The 24,801-nt window shown below is 71.1% G+C and carries 17 protein-coding genes; 7 read left to right on the top strand and 10 right to left on the bottom strand.

The window, feature by feature from the left end; genetic code table 11:
• Window positions 1–97 precede the first annotated feature (97 nt).
• The 6 genes from recQ to AC07TY_RS05530 form a co-directional block, all read right to left on the bottom strand.
• Window positions 98–2,152, bottom strand: coding sequence for a DNA helicase RecQ (recQ, locus tag AC07TY_RS05555; protein ID WP_494784612.1), 2,055 nt, complete (start codon window positions 2,150–2,152; stop codon window positions 98–100).
• Window positions 2,149–3,105, bottom strand: coding sequence for a CPBP family intramembrane glutamic endopeptidase (locus tag AC07TY_RS05550; RefSeq protein ID WP_494784611.1), 957 nt, complete (start codon window positions 3,103–3,105; stop codon window positions 2,149–2,151). Before AC07TY_RS05550 ends, recQ begins: the two co-directional genes overlap by 4 nt.
• A 17-nt stretch (window positions 3,106–3,122) precedes the next feature.
• A complete protein-coding gene (locus AC07TY_RS05545) occupies window positions 3,123–3,542 on the bottom strand; it encodes a GNAT family acetyltransferase (RefSeq protein WP_123505634.1) in 420 nt (139 codons plus the stop codon).
• A gap of 86 nt (window positions 3,543–3,628) precedes the next feature.
• Window positions 3,629–6,652, bottom strand: a complete 3,024-nt coding sequence (locus AC07TY_RS05540; protein WP_494784610.1) for an AAA family ATPase — start codon at window positions 6,650–6,652, stop codon at window positions 3,629–3,631.
• Window positions 6,652–7,800: a metallophosphoesterase family protein gene (locus AC07TY_RS05535; protein WP_494784609.1), complete on the bottom strand. Its 1,149-nt coding sequence runs from the start codon at window positions 7,798–7,800 to the stop codon at window positions 6,652–6,654. The genes AC07TY_RS05540 and AC07TY_RS05535 overlap by 1 nt, the downstream gene beginning before the upstream one ends.
• Window positions 7,801–8,119: 319 nt before the next feature.
• Entirely contained in the window at window positions 8,120–8,590 is a 471-nt protein-coding gene (locus AC07TY_RS05530) for a DIP1984 family protein (protein WP_123505637.1), read from the bottom strand.
• 168 nt (window positions 8,591–8,758) lie between these two features.
• Here AC07TY_RS05530 and AC07TY_RS05525 point away from each other — a divergent pair, with 168 nt between their 5' ends.
• Together AC07TY_RS05525 and AC07TY_RS05520 are read left to right on the top strand one after the other, a co-directional pair.
• Entirely contained in the window at window positions 8,759–9,244 is a 486-nt protein-coding gene (locus AC07TY_RS05525; protein ID WP_494784608.1) for a MarR family winged helix-turn-helix transcriptional regulator, read from the top strand.
• A 49-nt stretch (window positions 9,245–9,293) separates the two neighbouring features.
• On the top strand, window positions 9,294–9,800 hold the full coding sequence (locus AC07TY_RS05520) for a mycothiol transferase (RefSeq protein ID WP_488624915.1): 507 nt from the start codon (window positions 9,294–9,296) through the stop codon (window positions 9,798–9,800).
• 60 nt (window positions 9,801–9,860) lie between these two features.
• Here AC07TY_RS05520 and AC07TY_RS05515 read toward each other — a convergent pair whose 3' ends face one another.
• The 3 genes from AC07TY_RS05515 to AC07TY_RS05505 form a co-directional block, all read right to left on the bottom strand.
• Window positions 9,861–11,354: a peptidase M16 family protein gene (locus tag AC07TY_RS05515; protein WP_494784607.1), complete on the bottom strand. Its 1,494-nt coding sequence runs from the start codon at window positions 11,352–11,354 to the stop codon at window positions 9,861–9,863.
• A 112-nt stretch (window positions 11,355–11,466) separates the two neighbouring features.
• Window positions 11,467–13,683: a DEAD/DEAH box helicase gene (locus AC07TY_RS05510; RefSeq protein WP_494784606.1), complete on the bottom strand. Its 2,217-nt coding sequence runs from the start codon at window positions 13,681–13,683 to the stop codon at window positions 11,467–11,469.
• Window positions 13,684–14,050: 367 nt separating this feature from the next.
• Entirely contained in the window at window positions 14,051–17,137 is a 3,087-nt protein-coding gene (locus AC07TY_RS05505) for an efflux RND transporter permease subunit (protein ID WP_494784605.1), read from the bottom strand.
• A gap of 179 nt (window positions 17,138–17,316) precedes the next feature.
• Between AC07TY_RS05505 and AC07TY_RS05500 the strand changes: the two genes are divergently transcribed.
• Entirely contained in the window at window positions 17,317–19,527 is a 2,211-nt protein-coding gene (locus AC07TY_RS05500; RefSeq protein WP_494784604.1) for an APC family permease, read from the top strand.
• Window positions 19,528–19,551: 24 nt separating this feature from the next.
• Here AC07TY_RS05500 and AC07TY_RS05495 read toward each other — a convergent pair whose 3' ends face one another.
• Window positions 19,552–20,574 (bottom strand): LacI family DNA-binding transcriptional regulator, encoded by a 1,023-nt coding sequence (locus AC07TY_RS05495; RefSeq protein WP_494784603.1) that lies wholly within the window; start codon window positions 20,572–20,574, stop codon window positions 19,552–19,554.
• A gap of 180 nt (window positions 20,575–20,754) precedes the next feature.
• On the opposite strand from AC07TY_RS05495, the gene AC07TY_RS05490 reads away from it, so the two are divergent.
• Genes AC07TY_RS05490 through AC07TY_RS05475 form a run of 4 tightly spaced genes read left to right on the top strand, consistent with a single transcriptional unit; the run spans window position 20,755 to window position 24,800 of the window.
• Window positions 20,755–22,020 (top strand): sugar ABC transporter substrate-binding protein, encoded by a 1,266-nt coding sequence (locus AC07TY_RS05490; protein ID WP_494784602.1) that lies wholly within the window; start codon window positions 20,755–20,757, stop codon window positions 22,018–22,020.
• A 16-nt stretch (window positions 22,021–22,036) separates the two neighbouring features.
• A complete protein-coding gene (locus tag AC07TY_RS05485; RefSeq protein WP_123505643.1) occupies window positions 22,037–23,137 on the top strand; it encodes a carbohydrate ABC transporter permease in 1,101 nt (366 codons plus the stop codon).
• Complete coding sequence (locus AC07TY_RS05480; RefSeq protein ID WP_123505644.1) at window positions 23,134–24,048, top strand: carbohydrate ABC transporter permease; 915 nt, start codon at window positions 23,134–23,136, stop codon at window positions 24,046–24,048. Before AC07TY_RS05485 ends, AC07TY_RS05480 begins: the two co-directional genes overlap by 4 nt.
• Window positions 24,045–24,800: a Type 1 glutamine amidotransferase-like domain-containing protein gene (locus AC07TY_RS05475; protein ID WP_123505645.1), complete on the top strand. Its 756-nt coding sequence runs from the start codon at window positions 24,045–24,047 to the stop codon at window positions 24,798–24,800. The genes AC07TY_RS05480 and AC07TY_RS05475 overlap by 4 nt, the downstream gene beginning before the upstream one ends.
• Window position 24,801: the final 1 nt, after the last annotated feature.

Here is a 24,801-nt window from a genome sequence, read left to right as displayed (position 1 = left end):
GACGTCTACCCAACACTTCCTTGCGAGCTAGCGCGCGAACACGCGAACGAACGCACGAACTGGCGCGTGCACGCAGGCCACCGCCAACGCGTCCGCCCTACCGCCACTCGTCGGGCGGCACTCCCTCGTCGTACGGGTCGTCGGGCGGCGCGTCGGGCCAGCCGCCGTCGTCGAACTCCGGCTCGGGGTCGAAGCTGGTCACCGGCGCGGCGGCCGGCCCGCGCCCCGGCGCCGCTCGACCACCCGACGAAGAAACAGACGCAGAGCCGGCCCCAGCCCCACCCGATCCAGCGGCACCGCCACCCCCAGCACCGCCCACCACCTCGAGCAGCGCCTCGCCGTAGGTCTCGAGCTTCTTCTGGCCGACGCCCGAGATGGCGGCGAGGGCGGAGAGCGTGGTGGGGCGCGTGGCGGCGACCCCGCGCAGCGTCACGTCGCCGAAGACGACGTAGGCGGGGACTCCGGCCGCGCGAGCCGTCGCGGCCCGCCAGGCGCGGAGCTCTTCGAACAGCGGCTGGGCCTCGGCGGGCAGATCGGTCACGGCCGCGGCGCCGGAACCCCGACGGGTGCGCACCGACCTCGCCACGCGCTCGGGCTCCTTGCGAAGCCGGACCGGCCGGGCTCCCGAGAGCACCTCGCCGGAGGCGTCCGTCAGCAGGAGGGTGCCGTAGCCGTCGGGCGAGACCGCGAGGAGGCCCTGGGCGAGAAGCTGGCGCACGACGCCTCGCCACTCGATCTCGCTCAGCTCGGTGCCGATGCCGAACGTGGCGAGGGCCTCGTGGCCCTGCTGCGTCATGCGCGGGGTGCGCTTGCCGAGGAGGATGTCGACGAGGTGGCCGGCACCGAACTGCTGATTGCGCTCGCGCTTGAGGCGGACGATCGTCGACAGGAGCTTCTGCGCCGGGACCGTGCCGTCGACCGCAGTCGGCGGGGTCAGGCAGGTGTCGCAGTTGCCGCAGGCCGTCGAGGTCTGACCGAAGTAGGCGAGCAGCTGCACTCGGCGGCACTCGACGGTCTCGCACAGCGCGAGCATCGCGTCGAGATGAGCGGTGAGCTGCCGGCGGTGCGCGGCGTCGCCCTCGGACTGGTCGATCATGCGGCGCTGCTGCATCACGTCCTGCAGCCCGTAGGCGAGCCACGCCGTGGCGGGCAGGCCGTCGCGGCCCGCGCGACCGGTCTCCTGGTAGTAGCCCTCGACCGACTTGGGCAGGTCGAGGTGGGCGACGAACCGCACGTCGGGCTTGTCGATGCCCATGCCGAACGCCACGGTCGCGACCATGACGATGCCGTCTTCGCGGAGGAACCGCGACTGGTTGCGCTGGCGCGTGCCCGCGTCGAGGCCGGCGTGGTACGGAAGCGCCGGGATGCCGTTGGCGACGAGCGACTCGGCGGTCTTCTCGACCGAGTTGCGAGACAGGCAGTAGACGATGCCGGCGTCGCCGGGGTGCTCGGTCTGGATGAGGCGGAGCACCTGCTTCAGCGGCTGGTCTTTCGCCTCGATGCGGTACTGGATGTTGGGCCGGTCGAAGTCGGCGACGAAGTGCGCGGCGCCGTCGAGATCGAGGCGGGTCGAGATCTCGCGGTGGGTCGTCTCGGTCGCGGTCGCCGTGAGGGCGATCCGCGGCACATCGGGCCACCGCTCGTGCAGCACCGAGAGCTCGAGGTAGTCGGGTCGGAAGTCGTGACCCCACTGGGCGACGCAGTGCGCCTCGTCGATGGCGAACAGCGAGATTCGCCCCTGGTCGAGGAGATGCTTCGTCGACTCGAGCCGCAGCCGCTCGGGAGCCAGGTAGAGCATGTCGAGCTCGCCCGAGCGGAAGGCCGCCTCGACGCCGGCCCGCTGCATCGAGTCCTGCGTGCTGTTCAGGAAGGCGGCCCGGACGCCGACCGCCTCGAGCGCGTCGACCTGGTCTTGCATGAGCGCGATGAGGGGCGAGACGACGATGCCGACCCCGTCGCGCACGAGCGCGGGCACCTGGTAGCAGAGCGACTTGCCCCCGCCCGTGGGCATGAGCACGAGGGCGTCGCCACCGTTCGCGACCTGGTCGATGATCGCGGCCTGGCTGCCCCGGAACGCGTCGTAGCCGAAGACGTCGTGGAGCACGTCGAGCGGAGTGCGGCCGACGGGAGCGGGGGCGGAGGTCGTGGTCACCGGGCGAGTCTACGAGGGTCGTCCGACATCGCGCTGGCGTTCTCCACAGGGCCGCCACCGGTGCGCTGAGGGCTGTGCCGGCGGGCCTGCAACTCGACGAGGAGCACGTAGACGCCTGCCGACACGACGGTGATGCCGGCCCCGATCGGAGAGCCGTCGTTCTGGCTGACCTGCACGACGGGCGCCGCGATGATGAAGACGACGACGTTGTTGATCACGTGCGCCACGATGCCCGCCTCGAGCCCGCCGGTGCGCCAGGTCAGGTACGCGAAGGCGATGCCGAGCGCCGACACGTCGAGACGGCCCCACGCGTTGTACGAGTGCGCGAACGCGAAGCCGACGACCGGCACGACGATGGCGACGACGGGCCAGCGCACCCACGAGCCGAGGCTCTGCATGGCGAGCCCGCGGAAGGCGAACTCCTCGCCGGCCGCCTGGAGCGGCACGAAGAGCAGGATGATCACGATCGAGGCGAACAGCGCGGCCGGCGGCGTCGCTGTCCCCGGCGCCGTGACTGCACCCTGCTCGGGCCAGATCGACGAGGTCAGCACGTTCAGGCCGATGCTCACGCCGATGAAGATGGCGCCGGGCACGATGCACCGCGCCAGCCACCGCCAGCGCAGCCGCCCCACGACGCTGGTCAGCTGACCCCATCCGCCGAGGCCCGCCAGCCGGACCGCGATGATCACGGCGGGCACCATCGTCGCGAGCGCGCCCAGCGTCAGCAGCATGACGAGCGGGTTCGAGCTGTCCTGCGGGTTGCGCTGCGCCGCGTCGACCAGGTCGACGCCCGCCTGACGTCCGCCGACGGCCTCCACGATCAGCACGAGCCCCTGCTGCCAGACGAGCGAGAACCCGAAGTAGAGCGCGAAGCCGATCGCGATGGCCACCAGCGGCTTCCACCACCGGTACCCGGTGTGCGCGCGGAACATCCGGTGGTAGGCGTGGCTCACCTGGCGAGGGTAGCCGGTCAGTCTGCGATCAGTCGTCGTCCCAGTCCCATCGCCTTGTCGGGCGCGAACCCGAGGTGCTCGTAGAAGCCGATGACGCGGTCGTTGCCCTCCCGCACCTGCACGTTGACCTTCGGGCACCCGAGGTCGAGCAGCAGCCCCTCGGCGTCGGCCATCATGCGCGCGCCCAGCCCGGTGCCCCGCTCGGAGTCCGCGACCGCCACGTAGTAGACCCACCCGCGGTGCCCGTCGTACCCGCTCATCGCCGTGGCCACGATCCGTCCGTCGTCGGCCACGGCCACGCGGAAGAGCTCGGCCTGCACGCGCAGCTTGCGCTCGATGTCCTTGCGCGGGTCGTTCCACGGCCGGGTCAGACCGGCCTCCTGCCAGAGGGCGACCACCGCGTCGGTGTCGGCGGGGTCGAACGATCGGATGGTCATCCGTCCATCCTCCCTGAAATCCCCGCGGGCGCAGGGCAGTGCCTGGCAGGAACTCGAGGCGGTCGCCAGAAAGACAGGCGCACCCCTCACCGCCCCGCCGTCGTCGTGAGCACGGACGACCCGTCGGGCCTCCTCCGCACCTCGATCCGGTCGGCGATCCGCTGCTTGAGCTCGTCGACGTGGCTCACGATGCCGACGACGCGGCCACCCGCCGACAGCTTGCCGAGCTCGGTCATCACGGAGTCGAGCGTCTCGGGGTCGAGCGTGCCGAACCCCTCGTCGACGAAGAGCGTGCCGAGGTCGATGCCGCCGGCCTCGGACTTCACCACGTCGGCGAGCCCGAGCGCGAGGCTGAGGGAGGCGTAGAACGTCTCGCCGCCGCTGAAGCTCTTGGGGTCGCGGGTGGTGTCGGTCGCGTTGTCGCGGATCGCCAGCGCGAGGCCGGTCTTGCGGGTGCGGGCGCCCGCTTCGCGCTCGGCCCCTTCGAGCTGGTAGCGACCGCTCGACATCACGCTGAGGCGGGCGTTGGCCGCGTCGAGCACGTCGTCGAACCGACGGAGCAGCACGTAGGTCCCGAGCGTCACCCCGCGCAGGTTCTCGCGTCCGGCGGCGCTGGCGATGTCGGCCATCCGCACGATCGCCCGGGTCTCGCCGGCGACGGCGGCCTGCGCCGAGACGGCGGCGTCGACGGCCTGCAGCGCCGTCGTGGCCCGCGTCGCCAGGTCGCTCGCCCTGGTGGCCGCATCGACGGCCTCGGCCAGGGCGGTCGTGGCGGCGTCGGCGCGCTCGGTGGCGGCCTCGAGGCCGGGCTCCTCGTCGCCGGTGAGCGCCGCGATGTCGGCGGCGGCGAGCCCTGCGGCGACGATCGCGGTGGCGGACTCGTGATCAGCGACCACCCGCGCGAACTCGGCCTCCCGGGCGGAGCCGAGGACGGCCGCCGCCGCCTCATCGGCGCTCGGGAACGGCGACGCCTCGACGGCTCCCGCCAGTTCGGCCGCACGCGCTTCGACGGTCTCGGCGGCGCTGTCACGGGCACGGCGGGCGGCGATTCGGCTCGCGAGGGCGCGCTCGTCGGCATTGAGGGCGGACACGAGGTCGCGGCAGCTCTGGGCGCGGCCGTCGAGCGCCTCCGCGACGCGAGCCGTGTCGGCGTCGATCGCCTCGGCGTCCGCCTCGATTCGGGCCGCTTGACCCTGGGCCGCCTCGCGGGCGATGCCGAGGGCCGTGGCCATCGCCGTCGTCTCATCGTCGAACGCGACCAGCGCGGTCTCGGCGGTGGCGAGCTCGCCGCGCGCCGACTCGAGCTCGGCCAGGCGGACGGTCGCCGCCCGGAGCCGCTCAGCGAGCTGGTCGCCGGTCGCATCGCCGACCTCGGCGCTCGCGTCGTCGAGGAGCGCACGACGCGCGCTCTCCTCGCCGCGCACCTCACGAAGCCGGGCCTCAGCCTGAGCCCTTGCGTCGGCGGCCTCCTCGATCCGCTCGTCGGACGGGTGCTCGTCGAGCATCCCGGCCGGGTGCGGATGCTCGACCGCTCCGCAGACCACACAGGGCTCCCCCGGAATGAGATCGCGTGCGAGCTCCCCGGCCATGCCCGAGATACGGCATAGGCGGAGCTCGGCCTCGGCCGCCACGGCCTCCCCCGCCGCCGTGACGGCCAGTGCGACGCGGGCACCGATCGACTCGACCTGCGCCGCGAGGTCGTCGCGACGACTCAGTCGGGCGAGGGCGACCTCGGCGGCGGCGGACTCGGAGCGCGCCTTCTCGACGTCGCCCACGCGCCGACGCAGGTCGTCGAGGGCGGCGACCCGCTCGACCCGGGTCGCAGCCCGCTCGGCCAGCGCCGACTCGGTCGTCTCGATGTCGGCGCGCGCCGTCTGCAGCGTCTGTCGCGACTGGCTGAGGGCCGACCGGCGAGCGTCGAGCCCCGACTCGACGCGCGCGACGTCGCGAAGCGTGGCGATCTCGGCGAGGAGCGCGTCGCGGCGGAGGACGAGGTCGCGCACCGAGGACGGCCCCGCCTCAGGAGAAGCGACAGACGCAGCGAAAGCCGATACCCGAGGGGAAGCCGCGAGGGGCGGAGCCGATGTGCCGGACGCAGGCTCGACGGCCGCGAGAGCGGCAGCAGCCGCCTCGAGCTCGGCCCGAGATCGGGCGAGTGCGGCGGCGGGTGCCACGACGAGGGCGGCCGCGCGGGCCGACGCGAGGCGAGCCCGCGCGGTGTCGGCAGCGGCGGTGGCGGCCTCGAGTTCCTGCTGCTGGGCGAGAAGACGACTGCGGCGCGCCAGCGCGTCGACCAGCCGGACCGCCTCGACACGGCGGGCCTCGGCCGCGGCCGCGACGGCTCGACGCGCTTCTCGGGCGTCGACCCCCGAGGAAGCGGCCGCAGTGAAGCGCGCGACGGCATCGGGTGCGTCGGCGACCTCGACTCCGTCGTCGCCGGTGGCGCCGCGAAGGCCCGCGAGCGCCTGCGCGACAGCCGTCTCGGCGGCGGTCACGGCCGCGTGGGCGTCGCGCCGGGCGATGACGAGCTCGGCGGTGGTGCGGTCGTAGACCTCGGTGCCGAACAGCGACTGCAGCACGAGGCGCCGCTCTTCTCCCGTCGACGCCAGGAAGCGCGCGAACTCGCCCTGCGGCAGCACGATCGTCTGGAGAAACTGCTCCTTGGTCAGTCCGACGATCCGGACGATCTCGGAGCCGACCTCCTGCGCGCGCGACGACACCGGCTCGCCGCCCTGCGAGTCGGGCGTGGCCAGCCTCGTCAGGGTGACCGACGCGTTGGCGCGCGTGAAGCCCTCGCCGCGCGCCTTGGGGCGCTCCCACGCGGGGGTGCGTCGGATGCGGTGGATGCCGACCGGCGTCTCGAAGACGAGCTCGACGAACGGCTCGACGTCGCGGGCGGCGTGATGGCTGTGGAGGCGGTCGTCGCTTGAGGCCGCGCCGGCCAGCGAGCCGTAGAGCGCGAAGACGATCGCGTCGATGACGGTGGACTTGCCGGCGCCGGTCGGCCCCTCGAGCAGGAAGACGCCCGACGTGCCGAGCGCGGCGAAGTCGACGGTGAACTCGCCGGCGTAGGGGCCGATGGCGCGGAGAGTGAGGCGGTGGAGGTCCATCAGTCGCTCGCCTCTGCCGAGCGGGCGCGCTCGTAGGCGGAGCGGAGCACGGCGATCTCGACACCGGTCGGCGCCGCGCCCGCCGCGTACTCGACGAACCCGGTCGCGATCTCGACGGGGTCGGCATCGACGGCGATGGCCCGCCTCTCGCTCGGAGCGAGGCCGCCGGTGGGCACGTGCTGAATCGCCAGCACGTGCGGGAACCGCTCTCGCAGGAGAGCGTGGAGCCCGGCGGGATGGACCGCGTCGGTCACGAAGATGCGGAGCCAGTCGTCGACGACGTCGTCGTGACGGCCGTCGAGCAGGTCGGCGAGGTCGCCCGTGATCTCGGACAGCCGTCGTGGCACGGGTGCCGTGATCTGCTCGAGCGCGACGCTCCCGTCCGCCGCGAGCTCGATCAGGGTCGTCGACTTCACCTGCGTTCGCTCGCCGAACGAGAACGCCAGCGGCGACCCCGAGTAGCGGATCACGGCCCTGTCGGAGCGCAGCGTCTGCTGCCCGTGGAGATGCCCGAGCGCCACGTAGGAGAAGCCGTCGAAGAGCCCGGTCGGCACGGAGTCGACCCCGCCGACGCGGATGTCGCGCTCGCTCTCGCTGGCCGCCCCGCCCACCACGAAGGCGTGGGCGACGACCACCGACCGTGCGCCGTCCCGGCCGGCGAGGTCGTCGCGGACGCCGGCGAGCGCTGCTGCCATCACGGCCTCATGCGAGCGCGGGAGCGGCTCGGCGCCGAACGCGTACCGGACGTCGTCCGGATTGAGGTAGGGGACGCCGTAGAACGCGACCGGCCCGTCGGAGTCCGTGACGACCACCGGCTCGGCCACGTCGTCGACCGACGCGAGGATGCGCAGGCTCGGCCGCATCAGCCCTGCCGCGAACCCGAGACGGGTCGCGGAGTCGTGGTTGCCGGGCGTCACGATCACGGTGGCGAGGTCGCTCAGCCGGGCGAAGGCGTCGGAGAGCAGCCGCACCGACGGGACCGCCGGCACGGCCCGGTCGTACACGTCGCCGGCGACGACGACCACGTCGACTGCCCTCTCGCGCACCACCTCGACGAGGTGCTCGAGGAACGCCGCGTGGTGCTCGGTCAGATCGACGCCGTGCAGGGTTCGCCCGAGATGCCAGTCGCTGGTGTGGAGGATGCGCAAGCGGGGAGGCCTTTCGTGGAGGGTGGCATCACTGTATCCAGCCCCTCCGACACGCATCGGAAATCGTCCACAGCCTCGGCGCGCGACGACTCTCCGCCCGGTGAGGCCCCGATCCCACCCTCGGCGTCGATCGGCCAGCACGGGGTGATGAGGTGTGACTCCTGAGGTGTCACGTGTTCCACGTGCTGGGCTGAGGTGTGCCTGCTTGCGCGGCCCGCTGCCCCTCGCGGAGACATGAGGCGGATTGACCGCCGCCTCGTCGGCTCCGTGCTCGCTCCGATCGGCGCCTACCGACTCACCGGACGAGTCGTCGCTTTCATCAGTCCGAGAGATCGGCCTCCCAGTTCGCCTGCTGGATGAGCACGTCCAGCTCGCGCAGCCGCCGGGCGACGTCGTCGGCCTGCTGGCGCACACGCGCCGTGGGAAGGGCCGAGAGGTGCCGCAGCTCGCTGCGGAGCTGCCGGTAGCCGCCGTAGTCCCCGACCCCGGCCGACGCGTCGGCGGCCTGCGTGAGGATCGAGTGCCGGGTCCGCAGCAGGTCGCGGTGGGCCAGGGCCTCGGTCATGGTGCGCCCGTCGTCGAGGATGGTCGACGCGTTCGTCAGGTTGACGGCGACGACGAGCTGCTCGAGGGCGTCCTGCAGCGACTGCACCTCCGTGAGGAGCGCCGCGGCGTCCTCGCCCGGCTCCTCGCCCTCCTGGTAGCGGGCGTTGGCCAGGATCCTGGCCCGGAGCTGCTCGATGCGCTTCTGGAGATCGCCCCGGTTGATCAGGGCCTCTGCGAGCTTCATCCCTGAATCCTCGCACCGGAGCGCCCCGGGCGGGCGGACTCTCCCCAGTTCTGGGGATGACTCGATGATCGAGTAGTCGGTTAGCATTGACTACCTCGATCATCGAGACATCGGCTCCGGACGATCAGCTGCACGCAGCGCTCCGCCGCCCTGACAGCAGGAGAACCCATGACCATCAGCGGGGCCACCGCGCCCGCATCGACCTCGGCGGAGCAGCTCACCGCGCTCCTCAAGGCCTTCCGACTCATGCAGCTCCAGCACGGCCGCGTCATCATCCACCAGAGCACAGCCCTCGCGATGGGCGCGACCGACATCCGCGCCCTCTTCTTCATCTCCGAGGCCGGCGACGGCGTCACGCCCAAGCAGGTGGCCGAGTTCCTCGAGCTGTCCACCGGGGCCACGACGAGCCTCGTCGACCGACTCGAGGCGGGAGGCACGATCGAGCGCACGGCTCACCCCACCGATCGCCGAAGCGTCGTGCTCGCTCTCACCCCGGCCGGCCGCGGCGCCGTGCAGACCGTCGCCGACGTCTACCGCTGCGCCCTCGCGCAGGCGATCCCCGAGTCGGACTACGCCGAGATGACCACCCTCTTCGGCGGCGTCGCTGTGGCCCTCTCGGAGGGGTCCGACTGCTTCGACCAGAGCACGGCCTGACTGGTCTCGCCGGCGGGCGCATGTCGGCGGCCGGTCGTAGCGTGGAGCCATGACTCCCGCCGAGCTGCTCACCGACTCCTTCTCCCGCGTCCCCGCCCTCATCGAGCGCGCGACCGCCGACCTCGACGCCCAGCAGCTCTCCGCCCGCCCGGGCCCCGGCACCAACACGATCGCCTGGCTGGCCTGGCACACGGCCCGCGGCCAGGACGTCCAGATCGCCGACCTCGCCGGCACCGAGCAGGTGTGGACGGCCGACGGCTGGTACGACCGCTTCGAGCTCCCGTTCGGCCCCGACGAGATGGGCTACGGAATGAGCGCCGGCGATGTGGCACGCGTCGTCGCGACGCCCGACCTGCTGAACGGCTACCTGGCCGCCGTCACCGAGAAGTCGGTGGCCTACCTGGCCGGCGTCGGCGAGTCCGACCTCGACGACATCGTCGACGAGGGCTGGACCCCGCCGGTCACCCGCGGTGCCCGCCTCGTCAGCATCGTCGACGACTGCCTTCAGCACGCCGGGCAGGCCAACTACGCGCGCGGCATCCTCGACCGCCTCTGAGCCGAGGCAGCCCCGGGCTCGCTCTGCGCAGGAACTGCCCCTCGCCGTCCCTCCGACCCCTCAGGCACCCACGGCCGCGAACGGCACCACCGTGCCCGCCGGCAGAGCCTTCCGCAGCGCCTTGACGAACGCCTTTCCCCGCTTCCACTCGCCGGCGTGGAAGGCGTCCCATCGGCCGTCGGCGTCGACCAGCACGAGCGTGCCCTCGGGCCGCTCCCCCACGATCAGCAGGTCGTCGAACCGCACCGCCGCGACGACGTCGTCCTCGCGGAACAGCACCGCATCGGCGGCGACGATCGCCTCGACGCCCTCGGCGCCAGCCGACTTCCTCCCCGACCAGACCGGTGCGCCGGCCTTGACCGCCTTCTTCCACGTCTTCTCGGTCGACTCCTGCAGCAGGTCGAACGGGTCGATCGGCAGCTTCAGCGACATGGCGACCTTCGCGAGGTCGGCGGCCCCGTCGAACGCGACGAGCAGCGACGGGAGCGCCGCCGAGACGGCCGCCGCCACCGACTCCGAGGTGAAGGCCGAGGCCGTCGCGATGCTCTCCTCGCGCGTCGCCGTCCCGAAGCCGCGGAGCGCGGCGCCGTTCGCGTCGCGGAGGTGGGCGGCCACCGATTCCGGGTCGCTCGCCGCGGCCAGACGCGCGTGCTCCACCGCCAGCGTGAGGACCGCCGCGGAGACGCCCTCGTCGGCGATGTCCTGGAGGCCGTGGACCAGCGCCCTCACCCCCTCGGGGATGTCGGCGAGGGCCGGCTCGAACGAGTAGGTCAGGGCCGACTCCGTGTCGGAGACCCGCGTGAGGTCGAAGTCGACCGAGTAGGCGAGGCCGGCCTCGACGCGGAGGCGGTCGCGGAGGGCGAGGTGGACGGCGGTCCCGAGTTCCTGCGCCCCGGTGCTGGGGAGGACGATCGACGCACCGATGCCCGCGTTCTCTGACGCGATCAGGGTGGGCGTACCGGGGCGGGCGACAGCCGTGCCGCGGAACGGCTTGGGGCCCGACGGGAGGTCGAGGTCGAAGGAGGCCGTGATGGGCTTGGTGAGGGCGACGGCCGCGTTCTCGGCGGTGAGCCAGGTGGCGGCCCAGCGTGAGACGTCCTTCTTGCCGATCTCCGAGGCGCCGGGCTCGCCGAAGCCGGCGCGGCCGAGTTCTCCGAGGCCGTAGCGGAAGGTGCGCATGTCGACGCCGGGGGAGGCGACGCTGCCGGGATCCTCGAGCTCGAGGAGGCGCTTGGCCCGGCTCAGCTCGAACGACGAGACGCTGCCGAGGGACAGGACGGCGTCCGAGAGCGTCTCGAAGAAGCGGAGCACCTGGGCTGTCGTGCCGGAGGCGCTGAACGTCAGCGCGCCCTCGTCGAGCGCCGCGTCGGCGGGGATGAGGGCAGGCTCCATCGCCGTCTCGATCAGGTGCAGGATCAGGTGGCTGATGCCGCGGTGAGCCACCGGCTCGTCGCGGGTGCCGACGCCGAAGGCGATCGATCCGTAGCACCGCCCGGGGACGCTGGCGGAGCTGGTCAGGATTCCGTTGGCCGTGGTCGACGTGACGATCTGCATGGGGCGCAGTCTGGCACGCCGCCGTGAACGGTCGCGGTACGACGAGACTCCAGCACCCGATGGTGCGGCGCGTGCCGGATCAGCGGGTGCTGGAGTCTCGAGGGGGTGGGGCCTAGAGGCCGGCGAGCTCGTCGATCAGGCGATCGCCGGGACGGGCCTCGATCATGTCGGCCTTGATCTCGGCGCGGTCGAGGAGCTCCTCCATGCGGCGGCGGCGGGCGCGCGTGATCAGCGTAACGACCGTGCCCTCCTTGCCGGCGCGGCCGGTGCGGCCCGAGCGGTGCATGTACGTCTTGTACTCGTCGGGGGCGTCGGCCTGGATGACCAGCTCGATGTCGTCGACGTGGATGCCGCGGGCGGCGACGTCGGTGGCGACGAGCACGTTGACTCGCCCCGAGGTGAGCAGCTGCAGGTTGCGCGTGCGGCGCGACTGGTTCAGGTCGCCGTGGAGGCTGGTCGACGCGATTCCGGCGTCTTCGAGCTGGTCGGCGAGCTGTTCGGCGAACGCGCGGGTGCGGGCGAAGACGAGGGTCTTGCCCTTGCCCTGCGCGAGCTGCTCGATGATTGCGCCCTTGTCGCGCTGCTCGATCAGGAGCACGCGGTGGTCGATCGTCGCCGAGGCCTGGTCTTCGCCGGCGACCTCGTGGACGGCCGGGTCGGTCAGGAACTCGTCGACCAGCTTGGCGACGCCCTTGTCGAGGGTCGCGCTGAACAGGAGCTTCTGGGCGCGGGCGCCGTGGCGGGTGACGTCGGCGGTCTCGCGGAGGATGCGCTGCACCGGCTCGAGGAAGCCCAGGTCGCACATGTGGTCGGCCTCGTCGAGGACGGTCACGGTCACCTCGCTCAGGTCGAGCTTGCCCTGGTCGATGAGGTCCTCGATGCGGCCGGGGGTGCCGATGACGATGTCGACGCCGCGCTGGAGCGAGTGCACCTGTCGCTGCTGCGGAACGCCGCCGTAGATCTGCGTGGTGAAGAGGCCGACCGAGCGGGCGATCGGCTGCACGGTGTCGTCGATCTGCATCGCGAGCTCGCGGGTCGGGGCGAGGATCAGCGCGCGGGGCTTGCGGCCCATCTTGCGGTCCTTGGCGCCGCCGTGCTCGAGGAGCTTCTCGGCCAGCGGAGCGCCGAAGGCGATGGTCTTGCCGGAGCCGGTGCGGCCGCGGCCGAGGACGTCCTTGCCCGCGATCACGTCGGGGATGGTCGCCGCCTGGATCGGGAACGGCGACGGGGCGCCCATGGCGATCAGCTGACGGGTGAGGTTGTCGCCGAGACCCAGGTCGCCCCAGGTCTTGCCCGCGACGTCGCCGGCCGTGACGACCTCGGCCTGCAGCTTCTCGAGCTTGACGTCGTCTTCGGGGCTGAAGTGCTGGTGGTCGCGCTTCGGGTAGAAGTCGCTGCTGCGCTCCTGGCGTGCGGGGCGGTCGTCGCGGTCGTAGGAGCGCGCCGGGCGATCGCTGCGGTCGAACGAGCGGGCCGGACGGGCGTCGCGGTCGAACGAGCGAGCAGGGCGATCGCTGCGGTCGTAGCTGCGGGGCGCGCGGTCGTCGCCACGCGCGGGGCGGTCGTAGCTGCGGGTTCCGCGGTCGTCGCTGCGGGCTCCGCGGTCGTCGCGGTCGTTCGAGCGGGCCGGACGCGCGTCGCGGTCGTAGCCGCGGGGCGCACGGTCGTCGCGCGGCGGGCGGTTGCCTCGCTCGTCGCGGTCGACGCCGCGGGCCGGACGCTCGGTGCCGCGAGCGGAGCGGTCGTCGCGGTCGAACGAGCGCGCTGGGCGACCGGTGCCGTAGTCGTCGCGCTTCTTGAAGGGGGCGCGGTCTTCGCGGCCCGGGCGGCCGCCCTCGGGGCGGTCGTAGCCGCGGGCCGGACGGTCGTCGCGGTCGGTGGAACGGGGGGCGCGGTCGTCGCGGCTCGGGCGACCGCCGCCGAAGCGGTCGGTGCGGTCGAAGCGGTCGCCGCCGCGGTTGTAGGCGGGGCGGTCGCCGCCGCGGTTGTACGAGGGGCGGTCGTCACCGCGCGAGGGGCGCGAGTCGCGGTCGTACGAGGGGCGATCGCCGCCGCGAGCGCCGTTGCGGGCGTCGCGGTCGTCACGGGCACCGCCGCCGAAGCGGGGGTTGGAGCCGCCGGTCTTGCGCGGCTCCCAGTTGGGGCGGCCGCCCTCGGCGCGGGCCGGACGACCCTCGGCGCGAGCAGCGCGGCCGTCGGCGTCCCAGCGCTTCTTGACGGGAGCGCCCTCGGCCTCGGGGCGGAAGCCGCGGTGCTTGGGGCTCTTGGAGCCGGGTCGCTCGCCCTTTCCACGGGGCGGGCGCGATGCAGAGTTGTCGTAAGGAGACATGGTTCTTCCTGGGTTCTCGATGACGCGAGGATTCACCCGGGCGCCATTGGCCAGGGACCGTTCACATATGTGATTCGTCGCAGCGGATCGCTGCGATTCCGGCCCCGGAGACTGTCCTGGTGCCTGGAGCAGGCACAGCAGGAACACAAACCCATCCGCGCAACTAGCACGGTGTCTCGAGCCGACCAACCCACGCTACACGCCTCACCCCCGAATAGCGAGCGCAGGAACTCGCCGCCGCCCCGAGGTAGAACCGAGTCCTCCGCCGCGAGATGGCCCTCGCCGTCGGGCGGCGCCGGCCGACCCGACGACGAGGGCCATCTCGCGCCGCGCTGCAGGCCGCGCGCCGAGCGCCGAACGCCGAGCGCTACGCGGCGCCCGCCCCGCGCCGCGCTGCGCGCCGCTCCAGCCACCCGTAGATCAGGCCGTACAGCGTCGGCAGCACGATCAGCGTCAGCACGGTCGACGACACCAGGCCGCCGATCACGACGAGCGCGAGGGGCTGCGAGATGAACGAGCCGTGCCCGGTGAGACCTATCGCCAGCGGGGTGAGGGCGAAGATGGTCGCGAGCGCCGTCATCAGGATGGGCCGCAGGCGCCGCGACGTTCCTTCGATCAGAGCTTCTCGCACGTTCAGGCCACGGCGGCGGTACTGGTTGACCAGGTCGATGAGCACGATGGCGTTCGTGACGACGATTCCGACGAGCATCAGCACTCCGATGATGGAGGGAACGCCGAGCGGCACGTTGGCGATCAGCTGGAGCAGGATGGCGCCGGTCGCGGCGAACGGGATCGACACCAGGAGAAGCACCGGCTGCAGCAGGCTCTTGAACGCCGCGACCATGACGATGTAGACGATCAGGATGGCGATGAGGATCGCGATGAGCAGGTCGGCGAACGCCGTGCCCTGCTGCGAGGTGACGCCGCCGATCTCGGCGCTCGCGCCCTTCGGCAGGTCGACCCCGTCGAGCGCCTTGGTGACCTGCGAGTTCGCGGCGGAGAGGTCGTCGGAGGCCGGCGTGATCGTGACGGTGGCGCTCCGGACGGCGTTCTCGGTGGTGATCGAGGTCGGTCCGTCGGTCTGCGAGACCGTCGCGATCGACGACAGCGGAACCGTCCCGGTGGGGGTCGGGATCTTGACCGACTTGAGCGCCGACAGCGTCGCCGGTGCCTTCGTCGGGATCGTGTAGATGTCGACCGTCGTCGCGTCGATCTCGAGCGATCCGACCTGGAAGGGCTGCACCGCCTGCGAGACGATGCCGCCGACCTCGAGCTCGGTCAGGCCGTAGGTCGCCGCCTTCGCGCGGTCGACCTGGATGCCGATGAGCGGCTGGGCCGCCGACAGGTTGGTCGAGGCCCCGGCGGTGTCGGGCAGGCCCTTCATCGCCTTCAGCACCCGGTCGGACGCCGTGGACAGGGTGGTGGCGTCGTTGGACGTGATGTCCACCTCGATGTCGTTGCTCGACCCGAGCCCCGACGACGCCTCGACCGAGATGTCGCCGGCATCGGAGAGCGCGCCCAGCTTGTTTCGCACGGTGGCGGTCAGTGCGTCCTGGTCGGCGTTCTCGTCGGTGGTGATCTGGTAAGTCACGGTGCTGCCGCCGGTGCCGCCGAAGAACGCGGCCAGCGAGTTGCCGCTGGACCCGATGGTGAGCTGCACCGTGTCGACGGCATCGATGGAGTCGAGTGCGCTCTCGACCTTCTCCGCCTGCTTCGACTGGACGGCGAGGCTGGACGCCGCAGGGAGTTCCTGCGTCACCGTCAGGGTGTTCTGGCCGCTCGACCCGAGGAAGTTCGTCGTCAGGAGGGTCGCGGCGCCTCCCGAGCCGGCCAGGATCACGACGGCGGCGAGGATCGTCAGCCACGGGTGGCGGAGGGTGCCCAGCAGGATCGGGCGGTACGCGCGGTGCAGCCGATCGGTCGGGGCCGCATCGCTCGCCGGGGCGCGGTCGTGCTTGTGCTCCTTCGGCGGGCGCATGAACCAGTAGCCCAGCACGGGCACGATCGTCAGCGATACGAACAGCGACGCCACGAGGGCGATGACCACCGTCAGGGCGAACGGGCGGAACAGCTCGCCGGTGACGTCCTGCACGAAGGCCAGCGGCAGGAAGACCACGACGGTCGTGATGGTGGAGGCGGTGACCGCGCCCGCGACCTCGCGCACGGCCTCGGTGATCGCCTGGAGCCGCGGCACCCCCGGCACGAGGTGCCGCTTGATGTTCTCGGTCACGACGATCGAGTCGTCGACTACGCGCCCGATCGCGATCGTCAAGGCGCCGAGCGTCAGGATGTTGAGCGTGTAGTTCGAGGCGAGCAGGCCGATGAAGGTGATGAGGACGCTGGTCGGGATGCTGATCGCGGTCACGATCGTCGAACGGAACGACAGCAGGAAGATCAGGATCACGATCACCGCGAAGGCGAGCCCCAGCAGCCCCTCGGTGGAGAGGCTCTCGATCGACTGCGTGATGAACGGAGCCTGGTCGAAGACGACCTCGATCTTCACGCCGTCTGAGAGGTTCGACTCGAGCGAGGAGATCTGATCGCGGATCGTGCTCGACACGTCGACGGTGTTGGCCTCGAGGGTCTTGGTCACGGCGATCGTCAGGGCGTCCTTGCCGTTCACGCGCGAGATGGAGGTGATCGGCGAGCTGGTGAGCTTCACGGTGGCCACGTCGGCGATGTCGGTCGACTGCAGGGCGCCGGTGAGGGCGTTCTTCGCGCCGACGAGCGGGAGCTTCTGCACCTGCGCCACTGAGGTGAGCCGCTGGCCCGCCTGGATCGAGAGCGTCTTGCCGTTCTGCGTGATCTGGCCGCCCGGCACGAGCGTTCCGTTGTCGTCGAGGGCGTCCTTGATGGCGGAGGTCGTCAGGCCGACCGCGGCGAGCTTCGCCTGGTCGGGCTTGATCGTCACGCGCTGCCCGGCGTCGCCGTAGACGGACGCCTGCCGCACCCCGTCGAGCTTCTGAAGGGCAGGGACGGTGATGTTGGTCAGGTCGTCGACGAGCTTCTGCCTGTCGGCGGGGCCGCCCGTGACGGCGAGCTGCACGACCGGGAGGTCGTCGAGGCTCCCCGACACGACCTGCGTGTTCACGCTGTCGGGCAGGGTGACCGTGTCGATGGCCTGCTGGATCTTCTCCTCGGTGGCCGGGAGGTCGGTGCCGTAGTCGAACTCGGCCGAGATGTTGCTCTCGGAGGTCTGCGACGTCGCGGTCGTCGACTTGAGGCCCGGGATCACCTGGATGGCCTTCTCGATCGGCCCCGAGACGCTGTCGTTCACCACCTGGGGCGAGGCGCCCGGGTACGACGACACGATCGCGATCTGCGGGAACTGGATGTCGGGGATCAGCTCCTGCTTCAGCGACGTCAGCGCGTACCCGCCGAACACCGCCACCACGATCGTGATGAGAGCGATGAGGGCCCGGTTGCGCAGGCTGAAGACCGAAAGAAGATGCACGTGCGCCTCACCCTGAGAAAGAACCGACCGGTAGCAGTTCTCTCATGCAACACCAGCCCCGCTGGGGGGCGGCTGTGGCACGGCTCCGTGAGGGCGCTGTGAGCGGCCCGAGAACTGGGGGAATACCGGCGCGGCCCGCGATGTTGACAGGCCCTCGCACAGGATTAGGCTTGCGGCTCGTGACTAACGACGTACGGTCCCCCAAGAGGTGGCTGATCGGCGAGCCGCTGTCCTCCGAGAAGCTGGAGGGGCAGCTCCTCCCCAAGCACCTGGCGCTGCCGATCTTCGCGAGCGACCCGCTCAGCTCCGTGGCGTACGCGCCGCAGGAGCTCCTCATGATCCTGCTGATCGGCGGCACGGCGTTCCTGGCCCTGGCGCCGGGTGTCGCCGCCGTGGTCGTCATCCTGCTGATCGTCGTCGTCCTGTCGTACCGCCAGCTCATCAAGGCCTATCCGTCGGGTGGCGGCGACTACGAGGTCGCCCGCAAGAACCTCGGCGAGAAGCCGGGCCTGATCGTCGCGTCCGCCCTCCTCGTCGACTACGTCATGACCGTGGCCGTGTCGGTCGCCTCAGGCGTCGACAACATCATCTCGGCCGTGCCTCAGCTCAACGAGGTCCGGGTCGAGATGGCGATCTTCTTCGTCATCCTGCTGGCCGCCGTGAACCTCCGCGGCGTCCGCGAGTCGGGCAAGGCCTTCGCCGTTCCGACCTACCTCTTCATCACTAGCGTCTTCGTGATGATCGTCGTCGCGCTGTTCCGCACGGCCACGGGCGATGCTCCGGTCGCCTCCAGCGCGCAGTACGAGGTGCACGGCGACCAGGTGGCCCACGCGGCCTTCGTGCTCCTCCTGCTCCGCGCGTTCGCCTCCGGCTGCTCCGCCCTGACCGGCGTCGAGGCCATCGCGAACGGCGTCCCGGCCTTCCGCTTCCCGAAGGTCAAGAACGCGCAGAAGACCCTCGTGCTGATGGGCGCGATCGCCATCGTGCTGTTCGCCGGACTGGTCGCCGTCGCCCTCATCTCGAAGGTGCACTACGCCGAGGCATCCTGCGATCTCATCGGGCTCAGGAACTGCGAGACCACCCCGCAGCCCAGCCTCATCTCGCAGGTCGCCGCCAGCGTGTTCGGCGGCTCGTCCGTCTTCTTCTACGTCATCCAGGCCGTCACCGCCGCCGTGCTGCTCCTCGCGGCCAACACCGCCTTCAACGGCTTCCCGCTGCTCGGCTCGATCCTGGCCCGCGACACTTACGCCCCGAAGGCCCTCAACAGCCGCGGCGACCGCCTCATCTACTCGAACGGCGTGATCGTGCTCGCGATCATCGCCAGCATGATCCTGCTGGTCTTCCGCGCCAGCGTCACGCAGCTGATCCAGCTGTACATCATCGGCGTGTTCGTCTCGTTCACCCTCGGCCAGTCGGGCATGGTGCGCCACTGGCTCGGACTGCTGAGAGACCCGGCGACCGTCGACCGCGGCCAGATCAAGCGCTCGCTCACCATCAACCTCATCGGCGCGATCCTGACCTTCACCGTCCTCGTAGTGGTGACGATCACCAAGTTCACTCACGGCGCCTGGATCGTGTTCGTGATCATGCCCATCCTGTTCACCCTGATGCTCGGCGTGAACCGCTACTACCGCGACGTCGACGTCGAGGTGGAGGTCGACGAGACCACCACGTTCGGTGCGACCGGAGACCACGCGATCATCCTGGTCGGCAAGATGCAGAAGCCCGTGCTCAAGGCGATCGACTACGCCATCGCGGCGCGTCACGACTCCCTCGAGGCGATCCACGTGTCGGTCGACCCCGAGACCACCCAGGCTCTGCAGAAGCGCTGGGACGAGATGAACATCGACGTGCCGTTGATCATCATCCCGTCGCCGTACCGCGACGTCGCCGTGCCGGTGATCAAGTACATCAAGGCGCACCGCGAGGAGTTCGGGGCCGAGGTCGTCACCGTCTACACGCCGATCTACATCGTCGGCCACTGGTGGGAGTCGCTGCTGCACAACCACCGCTCGCGCCGCATCCGGCAGAAGCTCATGCTCGCGCACGGCGTCACCGTCGCGCTCGTTCCGTGGCTGCTCGACTCGTCCGAGCTGCTCTACGGTCGCCGCTCGCGCGTGTTCCCCGGCCAGGACCGCTCCGGCGAGCCGCGGCGCCCGGTCAAGCCGGTGCCCCGCACCATGCACAAGGACGCCGAGTCGGCCCGGGCCGCGCAGGCCGAGGCCGAAGCGGTCGCCCGCTCGGCGGTCGCGGTCGACGAGCGCGTACCCGCCCCGGCCGGCAAGGGCTCGTCGTCGAAGGCGCGCCGCAAGGCGGCCGCGGCGCGGTCGACGGCCCGGAACAGCGCGTCGGCGCCCTCGAAGAAGTCGCAGGACGGCGGCGGGCGCTAGTTCCTGCGCCCCTCGGGGTCGTCTCTAGCGGCGCCAGACGACCTCGGGCCGCAGGAGCCGGTGACGCGGGTCGCCCGCCGAACCCGGCTCTCCGATCAGGTCGCCCCCCGGCCGCTCGTCGAGCAGGAGCTCCAGGGCCGCCGCGGCCGCCTGTTCGAGCGGCTGCTCGACGCTGGCCAGCCCCACGGCCGACGCGACCGGAGTGTTGTCGTAGCCGACGATGGGCACCGACGACCCCAGCACCATGAGGGCTCCCAACGCCAGGGTGTCGCTTGCGCAGACGAGCCCGTCGAAGGCGGTGCCCGAGTCGACCAGAGCGCGGACGGCCTCGGAGGCGAGCCCCACCGAGTCTTCACAGGCCAGCTCCAGGGCGTCGAGTCCGTCGACGCCGGCGGCCTCCATCGTGTCGCGCCAGCCGCGGCGGCGCTCGTCGCCGGTGCCGGAGGACGGCGGCCAGCCCAGGTAGGCGATCCGCTCGGCCCCGAGTTCGAGCACCTCGCGGGCCGCCTCGGCCAGCCCGTGGTGCCCGTCGACGTCGACCCAGCGGTGGGCGTCGTCGTAGACGTCGGCCACGCCCCACGGCCGCCCGAACGTCACGAAGTCGGCGCCATTGGCGATCAGCCACTCGGTGCGCGGGTCGTCGTAGGTCGTCGAGGTCAGCAGGAAGCCGTCGACGTCGGCGCCGTCGAGGAGCCGCTCGAACTGGCGGATCTCGTCGTCGGGATCGCGCGCCGTGAAGAGGAGGATGCGCATGCCGCGGGTGTCGGCGCGCTCGGTCACGGCGTGCAGGAACCGGTCGAGCACCGAGCCCGAGATGCCGTTCGTCACCGGGTCGAGGCGGATGCCGATCGTGGAGCTCTTGCGGGTGCGCAGGCGCCGGGCCGAGGCGTGCGTGCGGTAGCCGAGGGCGGCGATCGCCAGCTCGACGCGCTCCCGGGTGGCCGGCTTGACGATGGCGGGCGTGTTCAGCACGTTCGAGACTGTCTGGCGCGAGACCCCGGCGGCGGCGGCGACGTCGTGGACCGTGGGCTGGCGTGTGCCGGTCATCGCACCTCCCTCCGTCGCGGGCTTCCCCGTACGTTACACGCGGCCCGGACCCGCCTTGACACCGCCGAGCCGCTCGATTTACAGTCTCTACCAGAAAGTTTGATCGTTCAAATAACAGCGCTCGTGCACCGCACGATCCCCCGCTCCGCACTGCCGCGAAGCTTCGCCGAAGGAGACGAAATGCAAAGACGCACCCACCGCCTGCTGGCCGCAGGCGCCCTGACCGCCGTGGCCGCCCTCGGGCTGACCGCCTGCGGCTCCGGGTTCTCGAGCGGCGACGGGGCCGGCAGCGGCTCCTCCGCCGCCGCGCTCACCTCGAGCGACGATCCGCTGAGCATCCTGATCGGATCCAGCGGCTCTCCCGAGACGAAGGCGGTCTCGTCGGCCGTCGCCGACTGGTCGAAGTCGAGCGGAACGAAGGCCACCGTCACGGCGGCCTCCGACCTCACTCAGCAGCTCAGCCAGGGCTTCGCCTCGGGCAAGCCCGCCGACGTCTTCTACGTGTCGACCGACCAGCTCGCCGGCTACGCCAAGAACGGCAGCCTGCTGGCCTACGGCGACCAGCTGAAGAACAAGAGCGACTTCTTCCCGACCCTCGTGAAGAGCTTCACCGTCGACGGCACCTTCTACTGCGCTCCGAAGGACTTCTCGACGCTCGGCCTCATCATCAACGAGAAGATCTGGAAGGAGGCCGGTCTCACCGACAGCGACGTCCCGACCACCTGGGACCAGCTGAAGACGGTCGCCGCCAAGCTCACCACGAGCGACCACGTCGGCCTCGCCCTCAGCCCGCAGTACGCCCGCGTCGGCGCCTTCATGGCCGAGGCCGGAGGCTCGTTCACGAACGCCGACGGCACGAAGGCCACCGTCGACTCGAACGCCAACCTCCAGGGCCTCGAGTACGTCCAGGGCCTCCTGAAGTCGGGCGACGCCAAGTTCTCGAGCGACCTCGGCACCGGCTGGGGCGGCGAGTCGTTCGGCAAGGGCCAGGCGGCCATGACCGTCGAGGGCAACTGGATCACCGGCGCGCTGTCGGCCGACTACCCCGACATCTCGTACAAGGTCGCCGAGATGCCCGCCGGTCCCTCCGGCCAGGGCACCCTCCAGTTCACGAACTGCTGGGGCATCGCGAAAGACTCCCCCAATCAGAAGGCGGCCCTCGACCTCGTCGAGAAGCTGACGTCGACCGACCAGCAGCTCACCTTCGCCAAGGACTTCGGCGTGATGCCGAGCGTCAAGTCGGCCGCCGACACCTGGAAGACGGACAACCCCGACCTGGCGCCGTTCCTCGACTCGGCCTCCTTCGCTGAGGGCGTCCCGAACCAGGCCGGCTCGGCCGACGTGGTCGCCGCCTTCGACTCGAAGATGTCCGGCCTGAAGACCGCCGATGCGAAGGCTCTGCTGGCCACCACGCAGAAGCAGTTCGCCGCGGTGCTGAGCCAGTGATGGCCGGGCAGAGCTGATGGCGGGCCGCAAGCGCCCGCCCCGGCGCCAGGGGGCCGCCGGCTGGCTGTTCGTGTCGCCGACCATCGTGGTGCTCGGCCTCTTCCTCCTCGTCCCCGTGCTGATGGCGCTGTGGGTGAGCTTCTCCGACTGGTCGGGCGTCGGCTCGCCCCTGTCATCCGGCGTGAAGTTCGTCGGCACGAAGAACTACCAGCAGCTGCTCTCGGGCGGCTCGCTGGCCGAGACGAACTTCGGCACCAGCCTCCGCAACAACGCCTGGTACGTCGTCTTCGTCGTGCCGATCCAGACCGCGGTGGCCCTGCTGCTCGCCGTGCTGGTCAACCGGCAGGTGCTCCGCGGCCGCGGGTTCTTCCGCACCGCGTTCTACTTCCCGTCGGTGACCAGCTCGGTGGCCATCACCGTGCTGTGGCTGTTCCTCTTCTCGACGACGGGCGCCGTCAACAAGGCGCTCTCGTTCATCGGGGTCCACGGACCGAACTGGTTCAACGACCCCGACGGCATCGTGCACCTCGCCCTGAGGCTGTTCGGCGTCGATCGGGGCCCGGCGGCACTGACCGGCCACACGGCGCTGGGCGTCTCGTGGTGGGACTGGTTCGCCGGCCCGAGCGTCGCGATGAGCGCGTTCATCATGATGGCCGTCTTCACCACCAGCGGCACGTTCATGCTCCTGTTCATCGCGGCGCTGCAGAACCTGAGCTCGGAGGTCCAGGAGGCCGCCATGATGGACGGCGCGAACGGCTGGCAGCGGTTCTGGCGGATCACTCTGCCGCAGCTGCGTCCGACGCTGTTCACGGTCCTGACGCTCGGCTTGATCGGCACCTGGCAAGTCTTCGACCAGATCTACACCGGCACGCGGGGCGCACCCGACAACACGACCGTCACCCCGTCGTACCTCTCGTACACGACCGCGTTCGGCAGCCAGCAGTGGGGCCAGGGCGCCGCGATCGCGTTCATCCTGTTCGTCATCATCGTCGTGCTGACGCTCGTCCAGCGCTCCGTGCTGCGGGAGCGCGCCGTCTCGAAGCGCCGCATGCGCCTCTACGACCCCGCGCGCCTGACCGGTGCCGCCGCGACGACCGCGAAGGAGACCTCCCGATGACCTCGACACCCCTCGCCGACCGGATCGGCACCGGTGCGCCAGAGCCAGACTCGAAGGCGCCACCGCCCGCCCGCGCCGGCCGCCACCGCGCCCTCATGCCCGCCAGCATCGTGCTGTACGTCGCGCTGATCGCGATCGCGGTGATCTATGTCCTCCCCTTCCTGATCAACGTCGTCACCGCGTTCAAGACCGAGCCCGACGCGACGGCGAACCCGCTGGCCCTCCCGGTCAACTGGACGACGGCGGCCTTCCACACGCTGTTCACGAACAGCGACTTCCCGACCTGGGTGAAGAACTCGTTCATCGTCGCGGTGTTCGTGACGGCCGGGCGCGTGTTCTTCGACTCGCTCGCCGGCTACGCGCTGGCCAGGCTCGACTTCCGCGGCCGGAACGTCGTCTTCGCCCTGCTCGTCGCGGTCATGGCGGTGCCGAGCGTGGTCCTGATGATCCCGAAGTTCCTCGTGTTGAACCAGTTCGGCATGTACGACTCGTACGCCGGCATGATCATCCCGCTGCTCGTCGACGCGGCAGGCGTCTTCATCATGAAGAACTTCTTCGAGTCGATCCCGCGGTCCGTCGAAGAGCAGGCGTCCATCGACGGCGCCGGCACCTTCCGCGTGTTCTGGTCGATCGTGCTCCCGATGGCGAGACCCGCCCTCGTGACGATCATCATCCTGTCGTTCCAGGGCTCCTGGAACGAGCTGCCGCACTTCATCATCTCGACCCAGTCGCCCGGCCTGACCACCCTCACCAAGGGCGTCGCGAGCCTCGCGTCCGGCCAGCTGTCGAGCGGCAACCAGTACCCGATCAAGCTCGCCGCGGCCGCGATCATGACCATCCCGGTGGCCGTGCTGTTCTTCGTCTTCCAGAAGCGCATCATGAACTCCAGCGACGGGGCGGTGAAGGAGTGACGGCTCAGGCCCCGACGATCCTCGCCACGTGCGGCGGCCTCGTGCCCGGGGAGTGGAGCGAGAGCCGCTACGGGCCCCTGCTGGTCGAGGCTCTGAGGCTGGCGCGAGTTCCTGCCACCAGAAGGCCCCGGGTGCTGCACGTGAACACCGCCGGCGGCGACCAGCGTTCCCTGGAGGGGCAGGAACTCGAAGCCGCTCGCATCGCGGGCGCCGACGCGGAGCACCTGCGGTTCTTCCCGCACCCGAACGCGCCGTCGCTCGAAGCCGCCGTGGCGGGCGCCGATGTCGTCTGGGTCTCGGGCGGCAGCGTCGTGAACCTGCTGGCCGTGTGGCGGACGCACGGGTTCGACTCGGTGCTGCGCGACGCGTGGCGCCGCGGCGTCGTCCTCGCCGGAGGCTCGGCCGGCGGGCTGTGCTGGCACACCGGCGGCGTCACCACCTCGTTCGGGCCGACCGCCTTGGCCGTCGCCGACGGGCTCGGCCTCGTGCCCGGATCGCTGGCCGTGCACTACGACTCCGATGCCAGCCGCCGCCCGGCCTACGAGGCCGCGGTCGCCGGGGGCCTGCTCGCGCCGGGCCTCGCCCTCGACGAGGGCACCGGCGTCGTCTACCGCGACGACGGCGACGGCCCCGTGCTCGTCGACATCATTACCGAACGGGCCGACGGCCGAGTCCACCGCGTCGAGCCCGGCGGCTCGACCCCGCTCGACGCCCGCCTGCTGCCCGGCATCTCCCCGACTTCCGACTCGTAAG

It is taken from the genome of Frondihabitans sp. GW821-FHT04F02 (assembly GCF_059420045.1).
The sequence above is the reverse complement of the archived record's forward strand: the minus strand, read 5'-3'. Positions and strand labels throughout refer to the sequence as shown.